Genomic DNA, 21,938 nt, shown 5'->3' with positions numbered 1-21,938 from the left:
AATCTCAACAATGTTGTCACAATTAAAATAAATGTAAACCTTATTTTTGAAGTTATAAAATAAGTTAACTTAAGATTCATTAAAATATACAATCATGAAATTTAGAATCGAGAAAGATACTATGGGTAATGTCGAAGTTCCCAAAGACAAATATTGGGGAGCGCAAACAGAACGTTCTCGTAACAATTTTAAAATAGGTCCATCAGCCTCAATGCCATTAGACATTGTTTACGGCTTTGCCTATTTAAAAAAATCTGCAGCTTACGCTAACTGTGAGCTTGGCGTTTTAGCAGCTGAAAAAAGAGATTTAATTGCGCAGGTTTGCGATGAAATTTTAGAAGGCAAGCTTGATGACCAATTTCCATTAGTAATATGGCAAACAGGTTCTGGCACACAAAGCAACATGAACGTTAATGAAGTTGTTGCAAATAGAGCTCATGAAATTGCCGGTAAGGTAATAGGTGAAGGCGAAAAAACGATTCAGCCAAATGATGATGTAAATAAATCGCAATCATCAAACGACACCTTCCCAACGGGTATGCACATAGCTGCTTATAAGAAAATTGTTGAAGTAACCATTCCTGGTGTTACTCAATTGAGAGATACATTACATAAAAAGTCCATCGAATTTAAAAATGTAGTTAAGATAGGTCGTACCCATTTAATGGATGCTACTCCCCTAACCTTAGGCCAAGAATTTTCTGGCTACGTATCACAACTAGATCATGGTCTAAAAGCTTTAAACAATACGTTAGCGCATTTAAGCGAATTAGCACTTGGTGGAACTGCTGTAGGTACCGGATTAAATACTCCTGAAGGCTATGATGTTTTAGTAGCAAAGTATATTGCAGAATTTACTGGCTTACCTTTTATTACTGCAGAAAATAAGTTCGAGGCACTTGCCGCACATGATGCAATTGTTGAAAGTCACGGTGCACTAAAGCAATTGGCTGTTTCTTTAAATAAGATAGCTAATGATATTAGAATGATGGCCTCAGGACCACGTTCAGGTATCGGTGAAATCATTATTCCTGCAAATGAGCCAGGTAGTTCTATTATGCCAGGAAAAGTGAATCCTACGCAATGCGAGGCTCTTACTATGGTATGTGCTCAAGTTATGGGTAATGATGTCGCTATTAGCGTTGGTGGCACTCAAGGGCACTATGAACTAAATGTATTTAAGCCAATGATGGCTGCCAATATTTTACAATCGGCACAGTTAATTGGTGATGCTTGTGCAAGCTTTGAAGAGCACTGTGCTGCTGGTATTGAACCAAACCATGAAGTAATCAAGCAATTATTGAACAACTCACTGATGTTGGTTACCGCTTTAAATACTAAAATAGGATATTACAAAGCCGCAGAAATCGCAAATACTGCACATAAAAATGGTACAACCTTAAAAGTAGAAGCAATCAACTTAGGTTATGTTTCTGCAGAAGATTATGACGAGTGGGTAAAACCAGAAAACATGGTTGGTAGTTTAAAAGACTAAAACCAAACTAGAAGAAATGAAAAATGGCGACCAATTGGTCGCCATTTTTTATATGTAATAAGGTAATTTTACTTCAACATAAATTTAGAAGTACCCAATAATTTTAATTGATCGTCATAAACGTTCACCATGTAATTTCCATCTTTGAAATCACCAGAAGGCTTACTGATATAATCACATACATCTAAAGACTTGTTTTCAAAATAGAAACCAGTTTGCTTACTGTAAGTAATTGAAGCTCCGTTATCGTTAGTCATAGAATTGCTACCACCAAGAACATTACCTTGAGGATCTAAAACCTCTATAAAAAATTCTCTATCACCAGCTTGTGCAATTACGTTATCAGCAACAGTAAAACAGATTTTAAACTTATCTGTTGCTTTAGCTCTTTGTGTAGAAACTAATTTACCACTGTTACGTTCTTTTACTGCATCAACATTAAATTTAGATAAGTTCAACGCAGAACCTTTCTCAACAACTTGAGCTAAGTTTGTATTTTGTACTACTAAAGAATCATTAAAAACAGTTTGTTTTTCTAATTCAACATACGTACTATCACGTTGCATTGCAATTGCAGTATTTGAACGTGTCAAAGAATCAACTTGTTTTAATAATTGCTCTCTTTCAGCTTTAAGAACACCAACTTGTCTTCTGTATCTAGATAAAGATCCAATATCAGCTTTCATAGTTCTTACAGAGTCAATATACTTTGCAATATTATCTCTTGCGCTAACTAACTCTTCGTTAGTAGCATTGCTCTCTAAAATAGCCTTATCATATTCAGATTTTAAGCTATTTAAATCCTCAACTACCAATTCTTTCTCCTTTGAAAGAACAACTTCGGTCTTCTTTTTATCTTGGTAAAGACTTACTGTGTAAATGATAGTACCTAAAAGCACAACACCTAAAAGAGCGGTCAAAACTTTTAAGCCATTGTTGTTTTTTGTTTCAGTCATAATTTTAAATTTAATAAAGTGTCTGTTTGTTCAGTTTATATACGTGGTAATTCAAATTTTAGATTTTTTAATGTTAAAATAATTTCTAAACCTTGGTAAGGACTGTAATATATGATATAACTTAGATGAAATCTATAACATTTACTAGAAATCATGCTTAGCATAGTACCTTACGAGCCTAAATATACTCAAAAGTTTAAAGACTTAAATATCGCTTGGATTACTGAGTATTTCAAGGTTGAAGCGAAAGATAAGGAGTTATTAGAACATAGTCAATCTACTATTATTGATAAAGGCGGATTTATCTTCATAGGATTATGGAATAATGTACCTGTTGGATGCTTTGCTTTGATAAAAAAAACCGATAATCGTTATGAATTAGGTAAGATGGCGGTAGACAAAACTTACCACGGATTGCAGATAGGTCAAAAAATGCTATCCTATGCTATTACTTTTTCTAAAAATAAAAACTGGGAGACACTCGAATTATACTCAAGTACAAAATTAGACACCGCGCTGCATATATATAAGAAATTCGGATTTAAAAACATCCCTCTAGAAGATAATTTAGAGTACCTTCGATCCGATATTAAAATGGAACTAACACTTTAAACGTAACATAATGAGAATAAAAGAATTGCTTGTTTTACTATTCACTGTAACCATAGCTTTTTCATGTAAAGAAGTTAAGCAATCTGATACCGAGATTGATTCTTCAGCAGAAATTGAGGAAAGTAAGTCAGTAACCGATATCATAAAAGAGCGTAAATCTGATGAGATTGAAATCATACCTATAGAACATGCTACTGCCGTAATCGAATGGAACGATGTAGTTATCTACATTGATCCTACAGGAGGAGTTGCTTCTTTTGATGGTCAAAAAAATCCGACTTTAATATTGATCACAGATATACACGGTGATCATTTAAGTGCAGAAACGCTAGATGCTTTAGACACTTCAAATACCACATTTGTAGTACCACAAGCAGTTGCCGATGAATTACCTGAAAAGTATGCATCTCAATTAGAAATTTTAGAAAACGGTACTAGCAAAAAATTAGCCGGAATTACGATTGAAGCTATACCTATGTATAACCTAAGAAAAGAAGCGCTTAAATTTCATACAAAAGGTCGCGGCAATGGTTATGTACTAAATATCGATAATGAGCGAATTTATTTTTCTGGTGATACCGAAGATATTCCTGAAATGCGTTCTTTAAAAAATATTGACAAAGCTTTTGTATGTATGAATTTACCATACACCATGACAGTTGAAAGTGCTGCTTCTGCTGTTTTAGATTTTAAACCAAAGCAAATATACCCATATCACTATAGAGGTAAACCAGATGTAAGTGATGTTGTAAAATTTAAGCAATTAGTAGATGCCGGCAATCAAGACATTGAGGTAGTACAATTAGATTGGTATCCTAATGACGAATATTAATGTTAGCTGTTAGCTGTTAGCTGTTAGCTGTTAGCTGTTAGCTGTTAGCTGTTAGCTGTTAGCTGAAATTAAAAAAGCCCGCAATTGCGGGCTTTTTCTATATTACTACTTTATTATCTAATCAGTTTCTTATACTTAATACGTTTTGGCATTAAGTCTCCGCCCAATCGTTTCTTCTTATTCTCTTCATAATCTGAGAAAGAACCTTCAAAGAAGTATACCTGAGAATCACCTTCAAAAGCTAAGATGTGTGTACAAATACGATCCAAGAACCATCTATCATGCGAAATTACTACTGCACAACCAGCAAAGTTCTCTAAACCTTCTTCTAAGGCTCTTAACGTATTTACATCCAAGTCGTTGGTAGGCTCATCTAATAATAGAACGTTTCCTTCTTCTTTCAATGTCATGGCCAAATGCAAACGGTTACGCTCACCACCAGACAGCATGTTAACTTTTTTATTTTGCTCACTACCTGTAAAATTGAATCTACTTAAATAAGCACGAGAGTTTACCTGCTTACCGCCCATCATCACCATTTCTTGTTCATCACTGAAATTCTGCCAAATGGTTTTTTCAGGATCAATATTAGAGTGACTTTGATCAACATAAGCAATTTTAGCTGTTTCACCAGTTTCAAATTCTCCTTTATCAGGAGTTTCCTCACCCATGATCATTCTAAAAATAGTTGTCTTACCAGCACCGTTTGGTCCTATAATACCAACTATACCTGCTTGTGGTAATTTAAAGTTCAGATCTTCGTAAAGTAATTTATCATCAAAAGCCTTACTAACTCCTTTTGCTTCAATTACATTGGTACCCAAACGAGGTCCGTTAGGAATATAAATCTCCAGCTTTTCATCTAGTTGCTTTTGATCTTGACTCATTAACTTATCGTAATTCTTAAGACGTGCTTTCTGCTTGGTCTGTCTTCCTTTTGCACCTTGGCGTACCCATTCAAGCTCACGCTCTAAAGTTTTCTGTCTTTTAGAAGCCGTTTTACTCTCCTGAGCCATTCGTTTAGATTTCTGATCTAACCAAGAAGAATAGTTTCCTTTCCAAGGTATACCCTCTCCCCTGTCCAATTCAAGAATCCAACCGGCAACATTATCTAAGAAGTATCTATCGTGTGTTACGGCAATTACAGTTCCTTTATATTGTGCTAAATGATGCTCTAACCAATGTACAGATTCTGCATCTAAGTGGTTAGTAGGCTCATCTAATAATAAAATTTCTGGTTCTTGAAGCAACAGTCTACACAATGCAACCCTTCTTCTTTCACCACCAGACAATACTGAAATTTTCTTGTCAGGATCTGGCGTACGAAGTGCATCCATCGCAATTTCTAACTTGGTATCTAATTCCCAAGCATTTGCAGCATCAATTTTATCTTGCAAAAGAGCTTGTTGATCCATCAACTTCTGCATTTTATCAGGGTTCTCATAAACCTCTGGAAGACCAAACATGTCGTTTATCTTATTGTACTCATCAAGAATAGCTACAGTCTCCGCTACACCTTCCTTTACAATCTCTAAAACGGTTTTGTTTTCATCTAGTTCAGGTTCTTGTTCTAAATACCCAACATTATACCCTGGTGAAAAAACAACATCACCTTGAAAATTTTTATCAACACCCGCAATGATTTTCAGTAAAGTAGATTTACCAGAACCGTTTAAACCTAATATACCGATCTTGGCACCGTAGAAAAAACTTAGGTATATGTTCTTTAAAACTGGGGTATTCGCATTTTTATAGGTTTTCGTAACTCCTGACATGGAGAAGATTACCTTCTTATCGTCTGACATAAAATTATAGTGTTTAGTGAAATATTAAAGCAAACCAGAAGAATTTACTGGTAGCGATAAAATATATTATACTCTACCTTTAAGTGCATTAAACACCCAAGCAATAGCAAAAAAGCCAATACCTACAGATGCAAAACCCCAACCGGCAACATCATCATAGCGAAAAGCACCTAAAGCAATAAGCGCCAGACCTACAAAGATCATTATAAACGTAGCCCAAGAGAGCACAGTATTCTTATTCATTTTCTAGTCAATTAAAATTTTAGCGAACTTCAAATATCGTAAAATTTAAGATATTTGTCCACTATTAACCCTGCTATTATTCAAAAGGAAACACAATACCTGTTAATTTACGAACAGAATCCATAATCTCTATTAAATCTAAACTATTTTGATGGCTCCAAGAGTCACTCTGTTTCTTCCCAGAAGCTAAACATTCTTGTACTTCTTCAATCTCATGTACATAGCCTTTACCCCTTTTACCAACCTCATTAGAAGTTGATTCTCCATCTTTTTCTATGGTATACCCTGTAGTTTCATGCCATCTTGGATGTATGAATATAGAACCTTCGCTACCAGCAATTTCAGCTTTCTTTTCGGAATTAGAATTGAGTCCGCTATACAGAATAGCCTGAGCATTATCATAATTAAAAATCATACTGCACTGCATCTCAACCCCCGTTTTATAAAAATTAGCTGAGGCTTTAATATCCTTTGGCATACCCAACATTAGGTAAGCTAGAAATATAGGATAGATTCCGATATCTAAAAGCGAACCACCAGCAAGATCAGGATTCAACAACCTACCGTTTTCATCTCTATCTAAAGCATAAAAAGCAAAATCTGCGTGTAAATAACCAATATCTCCAATGGTACCGTTATCCACTAATTCTTTTACTTTTTTAATAGTTGGGTTAAATCGTGTCCATAATGCTTCCATCAGAAAAACATTATTTTCCTTGGCTACAGCAACCATTTGCTCTACTTCACTTTTATTGACACCCATTGGCTTTTCACAAAGTACAGCATTACCAGCTTTCATTGCAGCAATACTTAAATCTGCATGAGAAGTATGTGGTGTAGCCAAATAAATAACATCAACCGTTTTACTATTAAACAACTTTTCATAACTACCATAAGCATTTGGGGCACCATATTCATTTGCAAAATCTTGAGCTTTCTGTAAACTTCTAGATGCCACAGAAACCAACTTACCGTCATTTACCAAGGCTAAATCTTTAGAAAAACTATGAGCAATGTTTCCTGCCCCTACTATACCCCACTTAATCATACTTTTTGTTTTTGTTGCATGAACACCAAAATTAACTCCTTATCTTTATCGAAAGAATAGAAATTATATAGAATGGATTTAAAATTCAATCAAAACGAAGATAGGAATAAGTTGTTATTATCAGACCTTAGAAGAAAGCTTAATGAGGTTTATTTAGGCGGAGGAAAAGCCAAGATAGCCAAGCAGCATGACCAAGGAAAAATGACCGCTAGAGAGCGTATTGATTATCTTTTAGATCCTAAATCTGAACAAATAGAAATAGGTGCTTTTGTAGGTGATGGTATGTACAAAGAGCATGGCGGCTGCCCTTCTGGCGGAGTAGTTATCAAAATCGGCTATGTTAAAGGAAGGCAATGTATTGTTGTTGCCAATGATGCTACGGTTAAAGCCGGTGCCTGGTTTCCTATTACCGCAAAGAAAAATTTAAGAGCACAGGAAATAGCTATTGAGAACAAACTTCCAATAATATACTTGGTAGATAGCGCAGGAGTATATTTGCCTTTACAAGATGAGATTTTTCCTGATAAAGAACATTTTGGTCGCATATTTAGAAACAATGCAATAATGAGCAGCATGGGTATTACTCAAATATCTGCGGTTATGGGCAGTTGTGTTGCCGGTGGTGCCTACTTGCCAATTATGAGTGACGAAGCTTTAATTGTAGATAAAACCGCTAGCATCTTTTTAGCAGGTAGTTATTTAGTAAAAGCCGCCATTGGAGAGAGCATAGATAACGAAACATTAGGTGGCGCTACTACGCATTGCGAAATTAGCGGTGTAACCGATTATAAAGCGAAAGATGATGCAGCTGCTCTAGATACCATAAAAAATATTATGGATAAAATCGGTGATTTCCCTAAAGCAGGATACAACCGTAAGAAAAGTTTGAAGCCAAAAGTAAATCCTGAAGATATATATGGCATTCTACCAAGCTCTAGAGCTGAACAGTATGACATGATGGAAATCATTAAACGATTGGTAGATGAATCTGATTTTGAAGAATATAAAGCTGGCTACGGACAAACGATTCTTACCGGTTATGCACGTATTGATGGTTGGGCCGTTGGTATCGTTGCCAACCAAAGAAAAGTAGTAAAAACTGCAAAAGGTGAAATGCAATTTGGCGGAGTAATATATTCTGACTCCGCAGATAAAGCAACCCGTTTTATAGCAAATTGTAACCAAAAGAAAATTCCGTTAGTATTTTTACAAGATGTTACCGGTTTTATGGTAGGTAGTAAAAGTGAACATGGTGGTATCATTAAAGATGGTGCAAAAATGGTAAATGCAGTAAGCAACTCCGTCGTACCAAAATTCACTATTATTATAGGTAATAGCTACGGTGCTGGAAATTATGCCATGTGCGGTAAAGCTTATGACCCAAGATTAATTGTTGCTTGGCCAAGTGCTGAACTTGCTGTAATGGGTGGTAACTCTGCTGCAAAGGTATTATTACAGATTGAAAAGGCATCTTTAAAAAAGAAGGGTGAAACCATTACCGAAGAAAAAGAGAAGGAGCTTTATGATAAGATCAAGCAGCGATATGACGATCAAGTATCTCCGTATTACGCAGCTTCAAGATTATGGACAGATGCTATCATAGACCCAAAAGACACCCGTAAATGGATTTCTATGGGAATTGAAGCTGCAGACCATGCGCCTATCGAAAAGCCTTTTAACATGGGGGTATTGCAGGTTTAATTTTCACTGACTTTTATAGGGTTCATTAGTAACATTGAAACCGAATAGATATTGATTCGCACCATTAACATCTAACCTAAAGACTTTAATTTCTTTAGTTTGATTAACTGTGTTGTAATTTCTATATATAGTAGTTTTTAAGTACGTGGGGGTTAATTGCTTGTTGCCAAAATATGTTGCATTCACTTGCCATTTACCTAAAAGTGTTTCATCTACCTCAAAATCTGTGATAGAAAACCCAAGTTTCTTTTCTTGCCTTACTCTATCAGGCATGTTTTCTAATGTGTGATTCCAATTAAAATATTGATTATTCGGATTTACGAATTGAAGATTAAATTCAGCTTCACTATCACTCCATTCAAATACCAATCTCGTATTCAAAACTTCACTTTCAATACCCTTATCATTCAAAAAATTATTAGATAAAATCAGGTTGTCTGTTTCTTTTTTAATCAAAGTCTCAAAGTCATCACTCTCTCCTTTAAAATAACCCTCTTCTATTAAAAATTTATGTCTTGCCAAAAATGATATAGATGATTCTGGGTTGTTTAAATTTCGATAACTTCTAGAAATATCTAAATAACTCTGCGCATAATCAGGTCTTAGTACAAATATCTTTTCATAAAGTTCATGGGCTTTTTCAAATCTATTTTGGGACTCATAATAGTACGCTAAGGCTTTTAACCAAACCGGATTGTTTTTAAATCTACGGAAACTAGATTCAATTATATTATCAGCGGCATTTATTCCAAATTTTTCATAAAACAAATTATAACTGTCAATATAAAAATGAGGGCTTGAAGAAAACAGTACTGAATACTCCTCATAAACATTAAAAGCGTCTTTTAAGTTGGCTGAAGAATTTAGTGACCTCATATAAGTAGGAAGATTTTCTTCCTTTTCTATATTACTAAGAATCTTTTCATTTACATAGTTATTTCTTAATCGAGCTTGATCATAACGTTTTAAACTATTTTCTTCTCTAAGTCCGTGAACCCCATTTTTAGTATTTATTATTACTACACCTCCATTCGCTATAGGTCCATATCGCCATACCGCTTGAAGACCAGGTATAATTGCTACTCTTTGTACTATAGAAATATCAATCCAAACTGGCGGATCAATAAAAATATTACCATCTACCTCAAATAGTGCTGATGATTTTTGCCCTACAGACCCCATTCCCCTCAGAAATAGGGTTCTTGTTGAAACACCATTCCTATCTAAATATGTACCTACGCGAATTCCTGAGCGTCTACTTGCTATGGCACTTAATAAATCTGATCCAGGCATAAATTCTGACCCATCTATAACTTTTAAATGATAGGCAATAGTTGCGGGACTGATATACCCAAAAGAAGTATTTACAATTGTAGGGTCAGTAAAATAATCTATCGCAAGTCGTTTTTGTTTACCTATTTTTTCTATTAATACTATCTCATCTAATTCCTCTACCTTAGGCTGCATTTTTAAATTCAAGATGGATGTAACATCTTCAATAAGAATTAAAATTGTATCCATTCCAATATGAGTAAACTTTAACTCATCCTTAGGTTTGGCTATGATAACATATTGTCCATTCTTATTTGTAAAAGTGTTCACACCCGAAGAAAGGTTGGAAACATTTACATCAGATAAAGAAATACCATCTGTACTTATACGTCCTTGTATTTGCTGTTGTCCATAGTGGTTTACAAATATTAAAAGAAAACCAAAAACAACGAACATTCTCATAATCAAATTTTTAGACCATACTTTAAAGATAAGAAACGCAATTTAAGAAACGGATAAGTTGCTATATATAATAGTTTTATAAAAAAACACCCACAATACACTTAAAGCATATTGTGGGTATTTAAATTTATCTGTATACTAAACAATTATACTTTTTGTCTAGAAAAGTAAACTGGGGTTAATTAGCAACCATACTTACAGCATTTGATACTGAAAACAATTGCTGATTTACATTACGTAGACCAAGTTTAAAAACCTTTGTTTCTTTTCGTTGCGATGCACTACCGTAATTATAATAGACAGTGGCTTTCAAATATGTAGGAGTCAAACTTTTATTACCTAAATACGTAGCATTAACCAACCAATTACCACGAAGCGTATCATCTATTAAATATTCTTCACTAGAGAAACCTGAACGTTTTTCGCTTTGAATTCTCTCAGCATTTGCAACTAATGAATGCTTACTTTTATAGTATCTCTTTTCTGGGTTTACAAATTGTAACTCAAATTCAGCCTCACTATCACTCCATTCAAAAACCAAGCGTGTTCCTTTAAAATCATCATCAAGTTTAATTTCATTCACCCTATCTGTTGAAACTAAATCAGCGCCTTTTAAGGATATTAAATTATTTAAATCCCGATCCATAATGGTTTTCACCTGTTCTTCTTTATCCAATAATTCTTCGTCCAATAAATAATCATATCGTAAATACATAGCCGCCGCTTTTTGGCTTAAACCAAGTTCTCTATAACTATTAGCTAAATCTAAATAAGACTGTGCATAATCTGCTCTAAGGGTGTATACATCTTCATATAATTTATTTGCCTTTTTAAACTGTCCCTGTGCTTGATAAATATACGCAAGAGATTTTAAAGCTATAGGATTACTACTTATAATGCTTTTATAATCCTCAACAATTATATCAGCAAAATCTTGATTATTCCATCTATTAGAAAAATAATCGTAGGCATCTAAAACATAGTAAAAAGAGCTACTATATTTTTTAATTTGTTCAGCATAAATAGCCTTTGCCCTTTCTTCTGTATTCGCACTCAAAAGTTCATTGATGTACAAAGGTTTATCTTCTTTAAAATCAACTGTACTTAATGCAGAATTATCATATTTATTATTTCTAAGCTTTGCTTGATCATAAGGCTTACCATCAGCATTACCAGCATATAAAAGCGTCTTGGTATTAATTACTATTACACCACCAGCCCCAATAGAGCCATATCGTGTGGTCATAGCCAAATTATTTAAAACAGCTAATCTTGCAATTGACGCTGGTGTGATCCACGTAGGTGTATCTGTTAAAATTTGTCCATCAACATCATAAACCGCAGGGGGTGCTTGACTTACAGAGTTTAATCCTCTAATGAAAACTCCGCCACCACGCATACAATCACCAAAAACTCTTACTCCTGGAAATTCATTTCTAACAATATCTAAAATACATACACCAACATCATTAATCTCGTTTTCTTGCAAGAATCTAATATTCCCTGGGGCGGTTTCACTATCTAAAATACCGAAAGCCGTTTTTATTAAATTGTCTTTAAACTTATACTCCTCTTCTAACTCGTTCTGTGATTTTCTATTACTACCTTTTACAGTAACCTCATCTAGTTGATGTATCTCCTGACTCATTTCCATATTCAATATACGCGTAACGTCTTCAACTAGAATTTGGACATCATTTAGACCAGGATAAGTATATTGAATGACATCTCTTGGCTCAGCTAATATCTGGTAAAACCCGTTTGCATCTGTCTTGGTCGCAGTTTCTGAATCTATTATAGAAATCTGAACATTCGCCAAGGGACTATCCATTTGTGTAACCTTACCTTTCACAGTATTACTTTGTGCTTGAATATTCGTGACAAAAGTTACTAGGACTAGAAGATTCAGAATATTTTTCATAGAAATATTATTAACGATTACATTAATTTATAGTATCAAAAATTAAACCATATTAAAGTTTTATGAAATAAAAACATCAACAATGTATTAATTCAACTTATCCACCCCTAAAGTGGGTAAGTAAAATAGATTTTGATTCACATTTTTTAAAGACAACCTATAAATTCTAATAGTACTTTCTTCATTATCTGTGCCGTAGCCAGAGAAAGCAGTCACTTTTAAATAAGTAGGCAAGCCGCTTTTATTCCCCTTATAATTTATATTTATAATCCATTCTCCTTGAATATCACTTTCAAGAAAGAACTCTTTGCTTGATGAATTTTCTTGCTTACCAAAATATTCATTCTGATTGTTTAGCGATGTATTCGAAACAAAATAACGATTTTCTGGATTAACAAATTGAAGGTCAAACTCAGCCTCATCATCATTCCATTCAAAAAGAAGACGGGTATCTGTACCCTCGCGCATAGCCGCCATTTCTTTTAAATCTTCTGAACTTATGGTATAATCGGTTTTATGCTGTAAAAAGTGATTGAACTCAGTTGTAATGATAGGATGCAATCCTATAGTATCTGCCACAAGAAAAGAATCGTTCAATAATTTGGTGTACCTACTATAAAGATTAGCTGCCTTTTGTACCTCATTTACCTCAACATAACTATTTGCCATGTCTCTATAAGATTGAGCATAATTAGGTCTTTTTACAAAAACACTGGTATATAGTTTGTTTGCTTTTTCAAATTCACCCTCTCGCTGATAAGCATATGCCAATGCCTTCATTTCATTGATGTTATTCTCAAATAATGATTGATGATTGGAAATAATATCATTATTGAATTTTTCTTGCTCCCAATTGGTAGTAAAATAAATATAGGCATCAAGAAAAAATGAAGCAGAACTACTATAAAGTTTCTCATTTTCTTCGTATACTTTTTTAGCCGCTTCAAAACTATTACTAGCAAAAAGAGCTTGAAGGTAGCTTGGTAAATTTTTATTAGCTTGTTCTTTACTTATAGCATCTTGTTCATAAATATTATTTCGAATTTGAGCTTGGTCACTATTTCTGTTATTCTTAGTAGCATAATTAGCATGTTTAGTACTTATTGCAATTACACCTCCCGCGGCAACCTGCCCATATCTTCCAACGCCAGCAAGACCAGGTATTACCGCTATGCGCTCAATAACATTTAAATCTAAAAAATACGGGACATCTTCATAAATTACTCCGTCAATTTCGAATATTGCAGGTCTAATATTATTAATAGAGCCTTTACCTCCTCTTATAAACACAGCAACTTTGGTAAAAGTACATCCAAAATATGTATTACCATTGGTTACATTACCAATACGAACTCCAGCTATTTTACCATCTAAAGCTGCTAGAATATTTGGTGCCGATAAGTTTAAACTCTTACCATCTACAATAGTTATAGCATGACCAATTGTTTTTTTATCAAGAGTTCCATAAGCAGTTTTAGCGAATTCATCATTTGTTAAATATTCAGAGAACATTTCTGCCTCGGTTTTCTTTAAACGCGCTCTTTCAGTAACAGTAACACCTGCTAGTTCTTCAACCATCACATTCATGGTGACGTTGATATTATGTATGGTCTCCAATACGGTACGTTCCACTTTTTCGAAACCCAAATAATCAAAACTAATGACATCACCTATTTGTGCCATAATGGTATACCTACCATAGGCGTCTGTTTGGGTCTGTTTTAAAGACGCTGTTATTTGAACGGTAGCATTTTCAACAGGCTTACCATTATTAAAAACAAAACCTGTAATTGATCTATGCGTTTTAATAGGGTTGGTATTTATTATTGGAGTTTTAAAAGAATTTTGAAGAGTTTTGTTTCTGGAATAATCTGAGATTTGAGAAATGTCTCCATCACTCAAAGTAGAAGTATTTACATAAAAAGTCATTGCATCTCCCCTGAACGTTTTCCATTGTCCTTGACTCACATATCTTCTGTACGAAGTACTTGGTCTATAATCTGCTGCCAAAACCAAGCCCACACGTTTACCATATACTTTCAATAATTCTAGACCAATACTAAAATCTTCATCTACAATAAGGTTGTACGGCTTTAAATCTACGGTTACCTTTCCAGAAGATTTGCCTATCATTTTGGTAACGTTCTTTTTCAATAATTTATCTTCAGGATAGATGGTGCCACCTTTATATACATTAATGCGCACCAATACACTATCAGAATAATTTTCGTTTACATAAAAATGAAAATCTTTTAAGTAGTGCTTCTTCTTATCTACGCTTATTCTTGTTACCAATTCAGCACCCAATGAACCATCACCTTTCCAATACCCGTACTTGTTTTTACTGGGATAGGAAAAACCAACGACATCATCTTTTTTACTTTTTAAATATTTAGCGGTTACAATCGCCTCATTTAATTGCATTGCTTCAGGTTGCATAACAATTTTTTGAAACCGGGTATTATTAAAATTAACTTCTGAAATTTTGAACTGTACGGTTTTATAACCTACAGAAGAAAATTGTAGTATATCATTATTAGAAAAATTAGCCTTATCAATTTCTAGGTAAAATTTCCCATCAAAATTACTTACGGTACCTACACCTTTATTTACAATACCAATATTTACAAAAGGAAGTGTCTCTTTAGTATCAGAATCAATTACAACACCTCTTACCTGATCTTGAGCAAATACACTAAAATTTAATGCACATAAAAAACAGAAGAAAAAGAGATATTTATAGCGTTTTAATTCAAGAACCATAGACAAATGTAATTAGCTGTTATTCAGTAAGCTTTTTAAAGATATGAATAACAGCTAATTAAATAATACTATCTTAAAAATAAATAAGAATTTTATTACATAAGCAATAAACAAACCTACATATCAAAAATCAATTACCTTGATGCCCTTTTACACGTGGAATTAATAAAAGTTCTGTCTGTCGCCCATTAACATATCTAAACCCATCTTCACCATAAAAACCAGCTTCTTCAAGCATAATTCTGATATCTCTATTCCATTCAGGTATAGTAATAGTAGTATTCAATTCTATAGCATAAACCGTATTTGGATTTAATGGATAGTTTTCACCATCGTCACGCATTACGCCACCTTGAGAATCCCACATTCCAATAGTAGTACCTGCAGAATGACCATACATACCCAATGGATGCGTATATATAGATGGTTTTAATTCTGCTGCTTTAGCCTCCTTTAATGATTTTGCTAGAATATCATTACCAGACCTACCTTTGATCATGTTAGATGTCAAAAAATCTTGCAATCTGTTACCATCTTTAAGTCCTTTGACTAAATAATTTGGTGCAGAAGTTTCTTCTGGTTTTAAGACATAGGCTAACTCTTGGCAATCGGTATTTAAACGTAAATAAGTGATTCCAAAATCGCAATGCACTAAGTCGCCAGGCAGAATTACCGTATCCTCTGGCCTACCAGAGAATGAATATAAATGACTTACCAATTCTTCTTTACTTCGTTGCACATCGATTGTTGGATGAAACCAAGTTTCAAGCCCTAAGTCAGTTACCTTTTGACGCATCCACCACTCTACATCAGATGTTGTTGTCACCCCCGGTGTAATTACTTTTTCAGAAAAAGCTTCTGCAATAATATCATGTGTAATATCTACCAATTGGTCATAAATAACCATTTCGCGTTCAGATCTTGTTTCGATCCAACGAACAGCAAGTTCTTGTGCAGAAACTACTTTAGATGAATATTTTTTTGGAAGATTTGCCATGAACTCTTCATAATCTGTTTTTACCAAACCATCTGCAATATTGTGGTCTGTAGAATAATTAAGTCCGATTTTCTTCGGATTTCTTTCGGATATCAACTGCATTAATCGGGTCCACTGATTTGGTTCTTTCTCCTTATCCCAGGCAGAAACTATATTCTTACCAACATTATAACGGGCTACAGCCAACTTCTCTATAGTATTCTTCGCCTTATCTCTATAAAACAAAAGAATAGTTCTTCTACGCGCATTCAACCACGTAGCCGGAAGCATTGTCTTAATTACTGGATCTTCATTATATTCTCTTGAGATAACCACCCACATATCTAAATCTGCGGCATCCATAAGTTCAGGCAACAAATTATTGAAACGGTCGTCTAATATTTCATCAATCACCTGCGCTCTTTCTTTTTCATTTAGAATTTGCTGAGCGTTAATTTCCCCTATAAAAATTAGGCATACAAAAAGGAATAGTTTTTTCATGAGTGTTGTTTGGTTTAAGCCTTGAAAATACAAAATAACACACATTAGAAATACCCTATTCCTTTAAAATCAATAGAATTTTACATTCTAGTTAAATTCAATAGTTGTCTGTTACTAATTTCTCATTTATACTTTTAACCAATCTGATAAATTCAGCTCTATACCCGTTTTTATCTTCACCTCTACCGTTCTCTGCTAATACAATGACATCATTTAATGAAGCTTTATTATTAAAAGTAGATTTTCTTAATTGCTGACCGAATAAAGCAACAGCTGCAGAGAATTGAAAATCTTTTGACATCTCTTGAGTATTCGAATTTTGGACATGAACCAACTCTATACTCTTATTACCATCAGGTTTTTTGTATCTAAATTTTACAGTGAACAACTCATCAGAGAACTTATCTCCTGATACAACCTCAGTATACTTTAAGTCATATGTTTCTTTAACATAGTCAGTTGCCACACCTACTTCAACAATCTCGTACAACGCAGTTACCTTATGTCCGCTTCCTAATTCACCAGCATCTTTGGTATCATCTATAAAATCTTCATCTGCCAGCAATCTGTTTTCGTAACCAATCAATCTATAAGATTTCACTTTCTTAGGGTTAAACTCTACCTGTAATTTTACATCTTTAGCAATGGTAAATAAAGTACCTCCAAATTCCTTCCCGAATAACTTCTGAGCTTCTTGCATGGTATCTATGTAACCATGATTTCCGTTCCCTTTATCTGCCAAAGTTTCCAACTTAGAATCCATGTAATTACCCATTCCGAAACCTAGTACAGAAAGAAACACTCCTGATTCTCGTTTTTCAACAATCAAATCTTCCATGTCTTTATCGCTAGACAACCCAACATTAAAATCACCATCGGTTGCCAATATCACTCTATTATTACCAGTTTTCTTAAAATGTTTCTCTGCCAATTTGTAAGCTAATTGAATACCTGCTCCACCAGCTGTAGAACCGCCAGCTTCTAAATTATTTAAAGCGCTCATGATTTTCTCTTTATTGTTACCAGATGTAGGCTCTAATACAACACCGGCTGCCCCTGCATAAACTACAATAGAAACTCTATCTTTTTCTCTTAACTGATTTACTAATAGTTTAAAAGCGGATTTTAATAACGGTAATTTGTTGCCTGCTGACATAGAACCAGAAACATCTATTAGAAAAGTAAGATTAGATGCCGGTAATTCTTCATTCAAGTATTCTTTACCCTGCAAACCAATGCGCACTAATTTTATATCTACATTCCAAGGGGTTTGTGCTACCTCTGTGTTTACAGAGAAAGGATGTTCATTTGTAGGTTGTGGATAATCATAATCAAAGTAATTAATCATTTCTTCAATCTTAACTGCATCTACCGGAACTTCTTTTCCGTTATTAATGAATCTTCTAATATTGCTATACGCTGCTTTATCAACGTCTATTGAAAAAGTTGATAGCGGGTTTACGGCAACATTCTGAAACTGATTTTCAGTAATTCGTGCATAATTCTCATCTTCTTCAATAGCATAATTACCATTTACGGTTTGTATTACGATACAACCGTGTTTAGCATTTTGACCATACAACCTCTTAGCTTCAGAAGCTTTAAGTTCTTTTCTACTATTAATATCTTCACTTTTAAATCTTTGAACAATTGAATTATATTGCTTTTGAATAGGTACACCATCTACAATATATAGAGGGCTGTTTATTTTAGTTCCAACATTTTTATCTTCCACAGAACCCAAACCACGAATATTTATACCACTTACTTTACCTTGTAAGGTTCTACTAATATTGGATTTAGGAGATTGCATATTAATCATTGCAACTGAACCCGTAACATGACGACGCTTTTGAATACCATACCCAGTTACAACCACTTCTTCTAACATTTGAAGATCTTCTTCAAGTGACACATTAACAACCACTGAATCTCTGATCTTTACGATCATATTCTTACAGCCTATATACGAAAATGTTAATTCAGCTCCTTCTGATACTGTTATAGCATAATGTCCGTCAAAATCTGTCTGTGTACCATTGGTCGTTCCTTTCTCCCTAACATTTACACCAGGCATAGGATCCCCTAAATGATCAGAAACAGTACCATTAATTTTAACTTGTTGCGAAGACAACAGCATACTACTGAGCAGAAAGAATAGGAAAGTTGCATTTTTCATAATAATTGGTTTAAAGTTTGAGCAATAAACCTATTAAGAAAGAAGCGTTTAAAAAACGAAAAATGAGGGAAGGGTACTTTAGAATGAGGGAAGTTATGACTTCAGTAAGGTCATGGTTTCTTTCCGCTTAACCTTTCCGCTATCCGTACGTAAGAATACCGGAATGTTTTTAATTTGGCGTGGTATTTCATACTTAGATAAAAGAGTACTTGAGGCAATTTTCTGCAATACATCCTTCTCTTTCACGGTACCTTCTAAAACCAAGACTAACTGCTCCCCTAGTTTTGTATCTGGTAAAGAAGCAATAAAAAAAGGCTGGTCTATACTATTTGAAAGTTTAGACTCTATCTGCTCCGGACTAAGTTTAATTCCGCCAGAATTAATTACATTATCAAATCTACCTAACCACTTGAACTCAGTTTCCGAAACCAAGTCAATGACATCATTAGTGACCACAGTTTCATCAGCAATCTTTGGTGCATTAATTACTAAACAACCTCTGTCGTCTTTAGATATTTCAATATTTGGTAAAATAGAAAAAGGCGCATCATCTGCTACACCATTATTCAAGGGCTTAACTGCAATATGCGTTATGGTCTCTGTCATACCATAGGTCTCATAACTAGCATTGGCTATACTTTTTATTTCCTTTCTTAAAGAGGCAGCAATAGGAGCACCACCAACAATCAACTTATGTAACAATGAAAGCTTAGGTAGTAAATTAGCAACTTGCAAGGGAACCATTGCTCCAAAATCAAAAGACCTATTTATATCTTCTAACGGATTTGAAGTAGGTTCAACAAAATGAATATCTAAGCCCAAAACCATAGCCCTAACCAACATCATTTTACCAGCAATATAAGTGGCAGGCAAACATAATAAAGCAGAAGATTTTGGTGATAGATTAAAATAGCTACCTGTTGCCAAAGCACTATTCTCCATTTGTACTTTCTTTAAAACAATGGTTTTTGGAATACCCGTAGAACCAGAGGTCTGTACCGAAATTGTAGGTGAATCATCTATCCAATCTAAAAGGAACTCACCAATGTTCTTTTCGAATTCTTCGCCTTCCTTAATTAAGCTATAGCTTACCTCTGATAAATCGGCAAAAGAAATAGGCCTGCCATGAATTGAAAAACTTGGGTGTACTGAAGCTTTATACATTGTACTAATTATCTAGTTTCAGAAATTCTTCTTCAGACAACACCTTTCCTGTTAATTTTTCTTTCCAGTTGGTCCAGCCATATTTTTTTGAAAAGATTAATAATAGAATAGGGAAAACTATAAATACTGGCACTAAGACATCCCAACCCAAAATTGGATCAGATACATCCCTATACAATGAATCAGTTTGAAAAGCAGTCCAATCAGCAGTCAATAATAACGCTCCAATTAAATTATTAGCGGCATGAAAACCCAAAGCAAGTTCTAAACCTTCATCCATAAGGGTTATAATACCAAGAAAAAAACCAGTACCTATATAGTATATCATAATACCATAACCCAGTTTCTCTACTTCAGGATTTCCCAAATGCATTAATCCAAATAATACAGAAGTAACAACTAAAGGCACCCATCTGTTTTTTGTAGCAATACCCAACCCTTGCATAATATAACCTCTAAATAAATACTCCTCAAAACTAGTTTGTAAAGGAATTAGAATTATTCCAATCAAAGCCAAACTTAGAAAAGGAATCAACTTGAAATTAAAAAGGTAATCTTCAGGAGATAAATAAATACCTATAAAAGTTAAAACTATTGTTATCAATCCCCAAACACCAAATGCAAAAAAAACTCTTTTCCAATCTATTTTTTTTCTGGAAGTCGTTAAACTAGTAATACTTTGAGAATGCACTAATTTTGTCCATCCAAGCACTACAAATAGACCTACAGCCAATGGAACAAGTAAAATAATCAATACAAGATTAGAGCCTAAACTAGCTATCATTTGCGCCATACTATCCTCTACACTAACTGGTGACAGTATTATTGCGATATAATTCAATATCATAAACCCAATAAAACAACCGGGAATAATTAAATATTTCCATAAACCTAAATCACCTTTATACCCTTGTTCTATATACATATACTTTCAATTAAATTTGTATTCCATTTTTTAGAGCTGTTATAAAACAAGCCTCCATTATCAACTTCTAACGGACTCTCAATATTATTCGTAAAAAGAGATCCGGTCCCTAGCCCTTGCGGCATTTCATTACCCAATGTTGCCGTCCACTGCGCAATGGCATTTAAGCCTATATTACTTTCTAATGCACTCGTTACCCACCATTCTATAGTATTCTTTTCTGCAATAGAAATCCATTCACTGCTTCCTGCAAAACCACCAACCAAGCTCGGCTTCAAAATTATATATTGTGGTTGTATAGTTTGTAGCAACGCTGCCTTTTTTGTTACATCTACCACACCAATTAATTCTTCATCTAAAGCAATAGGCAAAGGTGAATTTCTGCAGAGTAATTTCATTTCTTCCACTTGCCCCTGTTTAATAGGTTGTTCTATAGAATGCAAATCAAGTTTCGATAACGTTTCTAATTTGGATAAAGCTTCTTGTGGAGAAAATGCTCCGTTGGCATCTACACGTAATTCGATATCTTCTTTTGAATAACGAGCTCTAATAGATTTTAACAATGATATTTCAGTATCAAAATCAATTGCTCCAATTTTCATTTTTATACAAGAAAAACCATCCTTTAGCTTATCTTCTATTTGCTGATGCATAAACTCCTTATCACCCATCCAAACCAAACCGTTAATTGATATGGGTTTTTGGTTATTTAAAAAAGTAGATTCGAAAAGATGAAAAGGATTTTTAGAACGCAGCGATATAAAAGCCTGCTCTAGACCAAATTGAATACTTGGAAAATTTTGTAACTGCTGCAGTAATTCGGTTTCACCCAAATTGATGTTTTGCGCTAGCCAAGCACATTTATCTTCATATTCGGGAACATCATCAAAACTAAGACCTCTAAAAAGTCCGCATTCACCAACACCCCATTTTCCTTCATCTTCTAAAAAGAGAAACCAAGTTTCTTTGGTTCGAAGAATTCCTCTAGAAGTTCCGCTAGGGTTTTTAAAATTTAGGAGATACTTTTTAAATGTTGCCTTCATAATATCGCACAAATTTAACTATATTTTGAGTTTAAATACG

The 21,938-nt window shown here is 34.2% G+C and carries 16 protein-coding genes; 4 read left to right on the top strand and 12 right to left on the bottom strand.

Annotated elements, in window-relative coordinates; genetic code table 11:
* Window positions 1-94: 94 nt before the first annotated feature.
* Complete coding sequence (fumC, locus tag BUC31_RS16875) at window positions 95-1,495, top strand: class II fumarate hydratase (protein WP_073246458.1); 1,401 nt, start codon at window positions 95-97, stop codon at window positions 1,493-1,495.
* Between the two features lie 68 nt (window positions 1,496-1,563).
* Here the strand turns inward: fumC and BUC31_RS16870 are convergent, their stop codons facing one another.
* A complete protein-coding gene (locus BUC31_RS16870) occupies window positions 1,564-2,451 on the bottom strand; it encodes a hypothetical protein (RefSeq protein WP_073246456.1) in 888 nt (295 codons plus the stop codon).
* A 153-nt stretch (window positions 2,452-2,604) separates the two neighbouring features.
* Between BUC31_RS16870 and BUC31_RS16865 the strand changes: the two genes are divergently transcribed.
* Both BUC31_RS16865 and BUC31_RS16860 read left to right on the top strand, forming a co-directional pair.
* The gene (locus BUC31_RS16865) at window positions 2,605-3,063 is read left to right on the top strand and encodes a GNAT family N-acetyltransferase (RefSeq protein WP_073246455.1); all 459 of its coding nucleotides are present in this window, start codon (window positions 2,605-2,607) and stop codon (window positions 3,061-3,063) included.
* 10 nt (window positions 3,064-3,073) lie between these two features.
* Window positions 3,074-3,895, top strand: coding sequence for an MBL fold metallo-hydrolase (locus BUC31_RS16860; RefSeq protein ID WP_073246453.1), 822 nt, complete (start codon window positions 3,074-3,076; stop codon window positions 3,893-3,895).
* 113 nt (window positions 3,896-4,008) lie between these two features.
* Here BUC31_RS16860 and ettA read toward each other — a convergent pair whose 3' ends face one another.
* From ettA to BUC31_RS16850, 3 genes are all read right to left on the bottom strand, one after another.
* Complete coding sequence (gene ettA / locus BUC31_RS16855; RefSeq protein WP_073246451.1) at window positions 4,009-5,700, bottom strand: energy-dependent translational throttle protein EttA; 1,692 nt, start codon at window positions 5,698-5,700, stop codon at window positions 4,009-4,011.
* A gap of 66 nt (window positions 5,701-5,766) precedes the next feature.
* Window positions 5,767-5,943 (bottom strand): CAL67264 family membrane protein, encoded by a 177-nt coding sequence (locus BUC31_RS20375; RefSeq protein ID WP_091904100.1) that lies wholly within the window; start codon window positions 5,941-5,943, stop codon window positions 5,767-5,769.
* Between the two features lie 76 nt (window positions 5,944-6,019).
* A complete protein-coding gene (locus tag BUC31_RS16850; RefSeq protein ID WP_073246449.1) occupies window positions 6,020-6,991 on the bottom strand; it encodes a Gfo/Idh/MocA family protein in 972 nt (323 codons plus the stop codon).
* A 72-nt stretch (window positions 6,992-7,063) separates the two neighbouring features.
* Between BUC31_RS16850 and BUC31_RS16845 the strand changes: the two genes are divergently transcribed.
* Window positions 7,064-8,692 carry an acyl-CoA carboxylase subunit beta gene (locus BUC31_RS16845; RefSeq protein ID WP_073246447.1) on the top strand — a complete coding sequence of 543 codons (1,629 nt, stop codon included), beginning with the start codon at window positions 7,064-7,066 and terminating at the stop codon, window positions 8,690-8,692.
* A 3-nt stretch (window positions 8,693-8,695) separates the two neighbouring features.
* On the opposite strand, the gene BUC31_RS16840 is transcribed toward BUC31_RS16845, so the two are convergent.
* The 8 genes from BUC31_RS16840 to BUC31_RS16805 all read right to left on the bottom strand — a co-directional run bounded on the left by BUC31_RS16840 (window position 8,696) and on the right by BUC31_RS16805 (window position 21,898).
* A complete protein-coding gene (locus BUC31_RS16840; protein ID WP_073246445.1) occupies window positions 8,696-10,426 on the bottom strand; it encodes a hypothetical protein in 1,731 nt (576 codons plus the stop codon).
* A 178-nt stretch (window positions 10,427-10,604) separates the two neighbouring features.
* Window positions 10,605-12,347, bottom strand: coding sequence for a tetratricopeptide repeat protein (locus BUC31_RS16835; protein ID WP_073246443.1), 1,743 nt, complete (start codon window positions 12,345-12,347; stop codon window positions 10,605-10,607).
* An 87-nt stretch (window positions 12,348-12,434) separates the two neighbouring features.
* A complete protein-coding gene (locus BUC31_RS16830; protein WP_073246440.1) occupies window positions 12,435-15,110 on the bottom strand; it encodes a carboxypeptidase-like regulatory domain-containing protein in 2,676 nt (891 codons plus the stop codon).
* Window positions 15,111-15,240: 130 nt separating this feature from the next.
* Window positions 15,241-16,587, bottom strand: a complete 1,347-nt coding sequence (locus tag BUC31_RS16825; RefSeq protein ID WP_073246437.1) for a M24 family metallopeptidase — start codon at window positions 16,585-16,587, stop codon at window positions 15,241-15,243.
* A 97-nt stretch (window positions 16,588-16,684) separates the two neighbouring features.
* Window positions 16,685-18,766 (bottom strand): vWA domain-containing protein, encoded by a 2,082-nt coding sequence (locus BUC31_RS16820; protein WP_073246435.1) that lies wholly within the window; start codon window positions 18,764-18,766, stop codon window positions 16,685-16,687.
* A gap of 93 nt (window positions 18,767-18,859) precedes the next feature.
* Window positions 18,860-19,930, bottom strand: a complete 1,071-nt coding sequence (locus tag BUC31_RS16815) for an AMP-binding protein (RefSeq protein WP_073246433.1) — start codon at window positions 19,928-19,930, stop codon at window positions 18,860-18,862.
* A 4-nt stretch (window positions 19,931-19,934) separates the two neighbouring features.
* Complete coding sequence (locus BUC31_RS16810) at window positions 19,935-20,855, bottom strand: CPBP family intramembrane glutamic endopeptidase (protein ID WP_073246431.1); 921 nt, start codon at window positions 20,853-20,855, stop codon at window positions 19,935-19,937.
* Window positions 20,846-21,898: an o-succinylbenzoate synthase gene (locus tag BUC31_RS16805; protein ID WP_170861977.1), complete on the bottom strand. Its 1,053-nt coding sequence runs from the start codon at window positions 21,896-21,898 to the stop codon at window positions 20,846-20,848. Before BUC31_RS16805 ends, BUC31_RS16810 begins: the two co-directional genes overlap by 10 nt.
* Window positions 21,899-21,938: the final 40 nt, after the last annotated feature.

It is taken from the genome of Maribacter aquivivus (assembly GCF_900142175.1).
Taxonomy (GTDB): Bacteria; Bacteroidota; Bacteroidia; order Flavobacteriales; family Flavobacteriaceae; genus Maribacter; species Maribacter aquivivus.
Note: the sequence above shows the minus strand (reverse complement) of the source record. Positions and strands in the feature narration are given on the sequence as shown.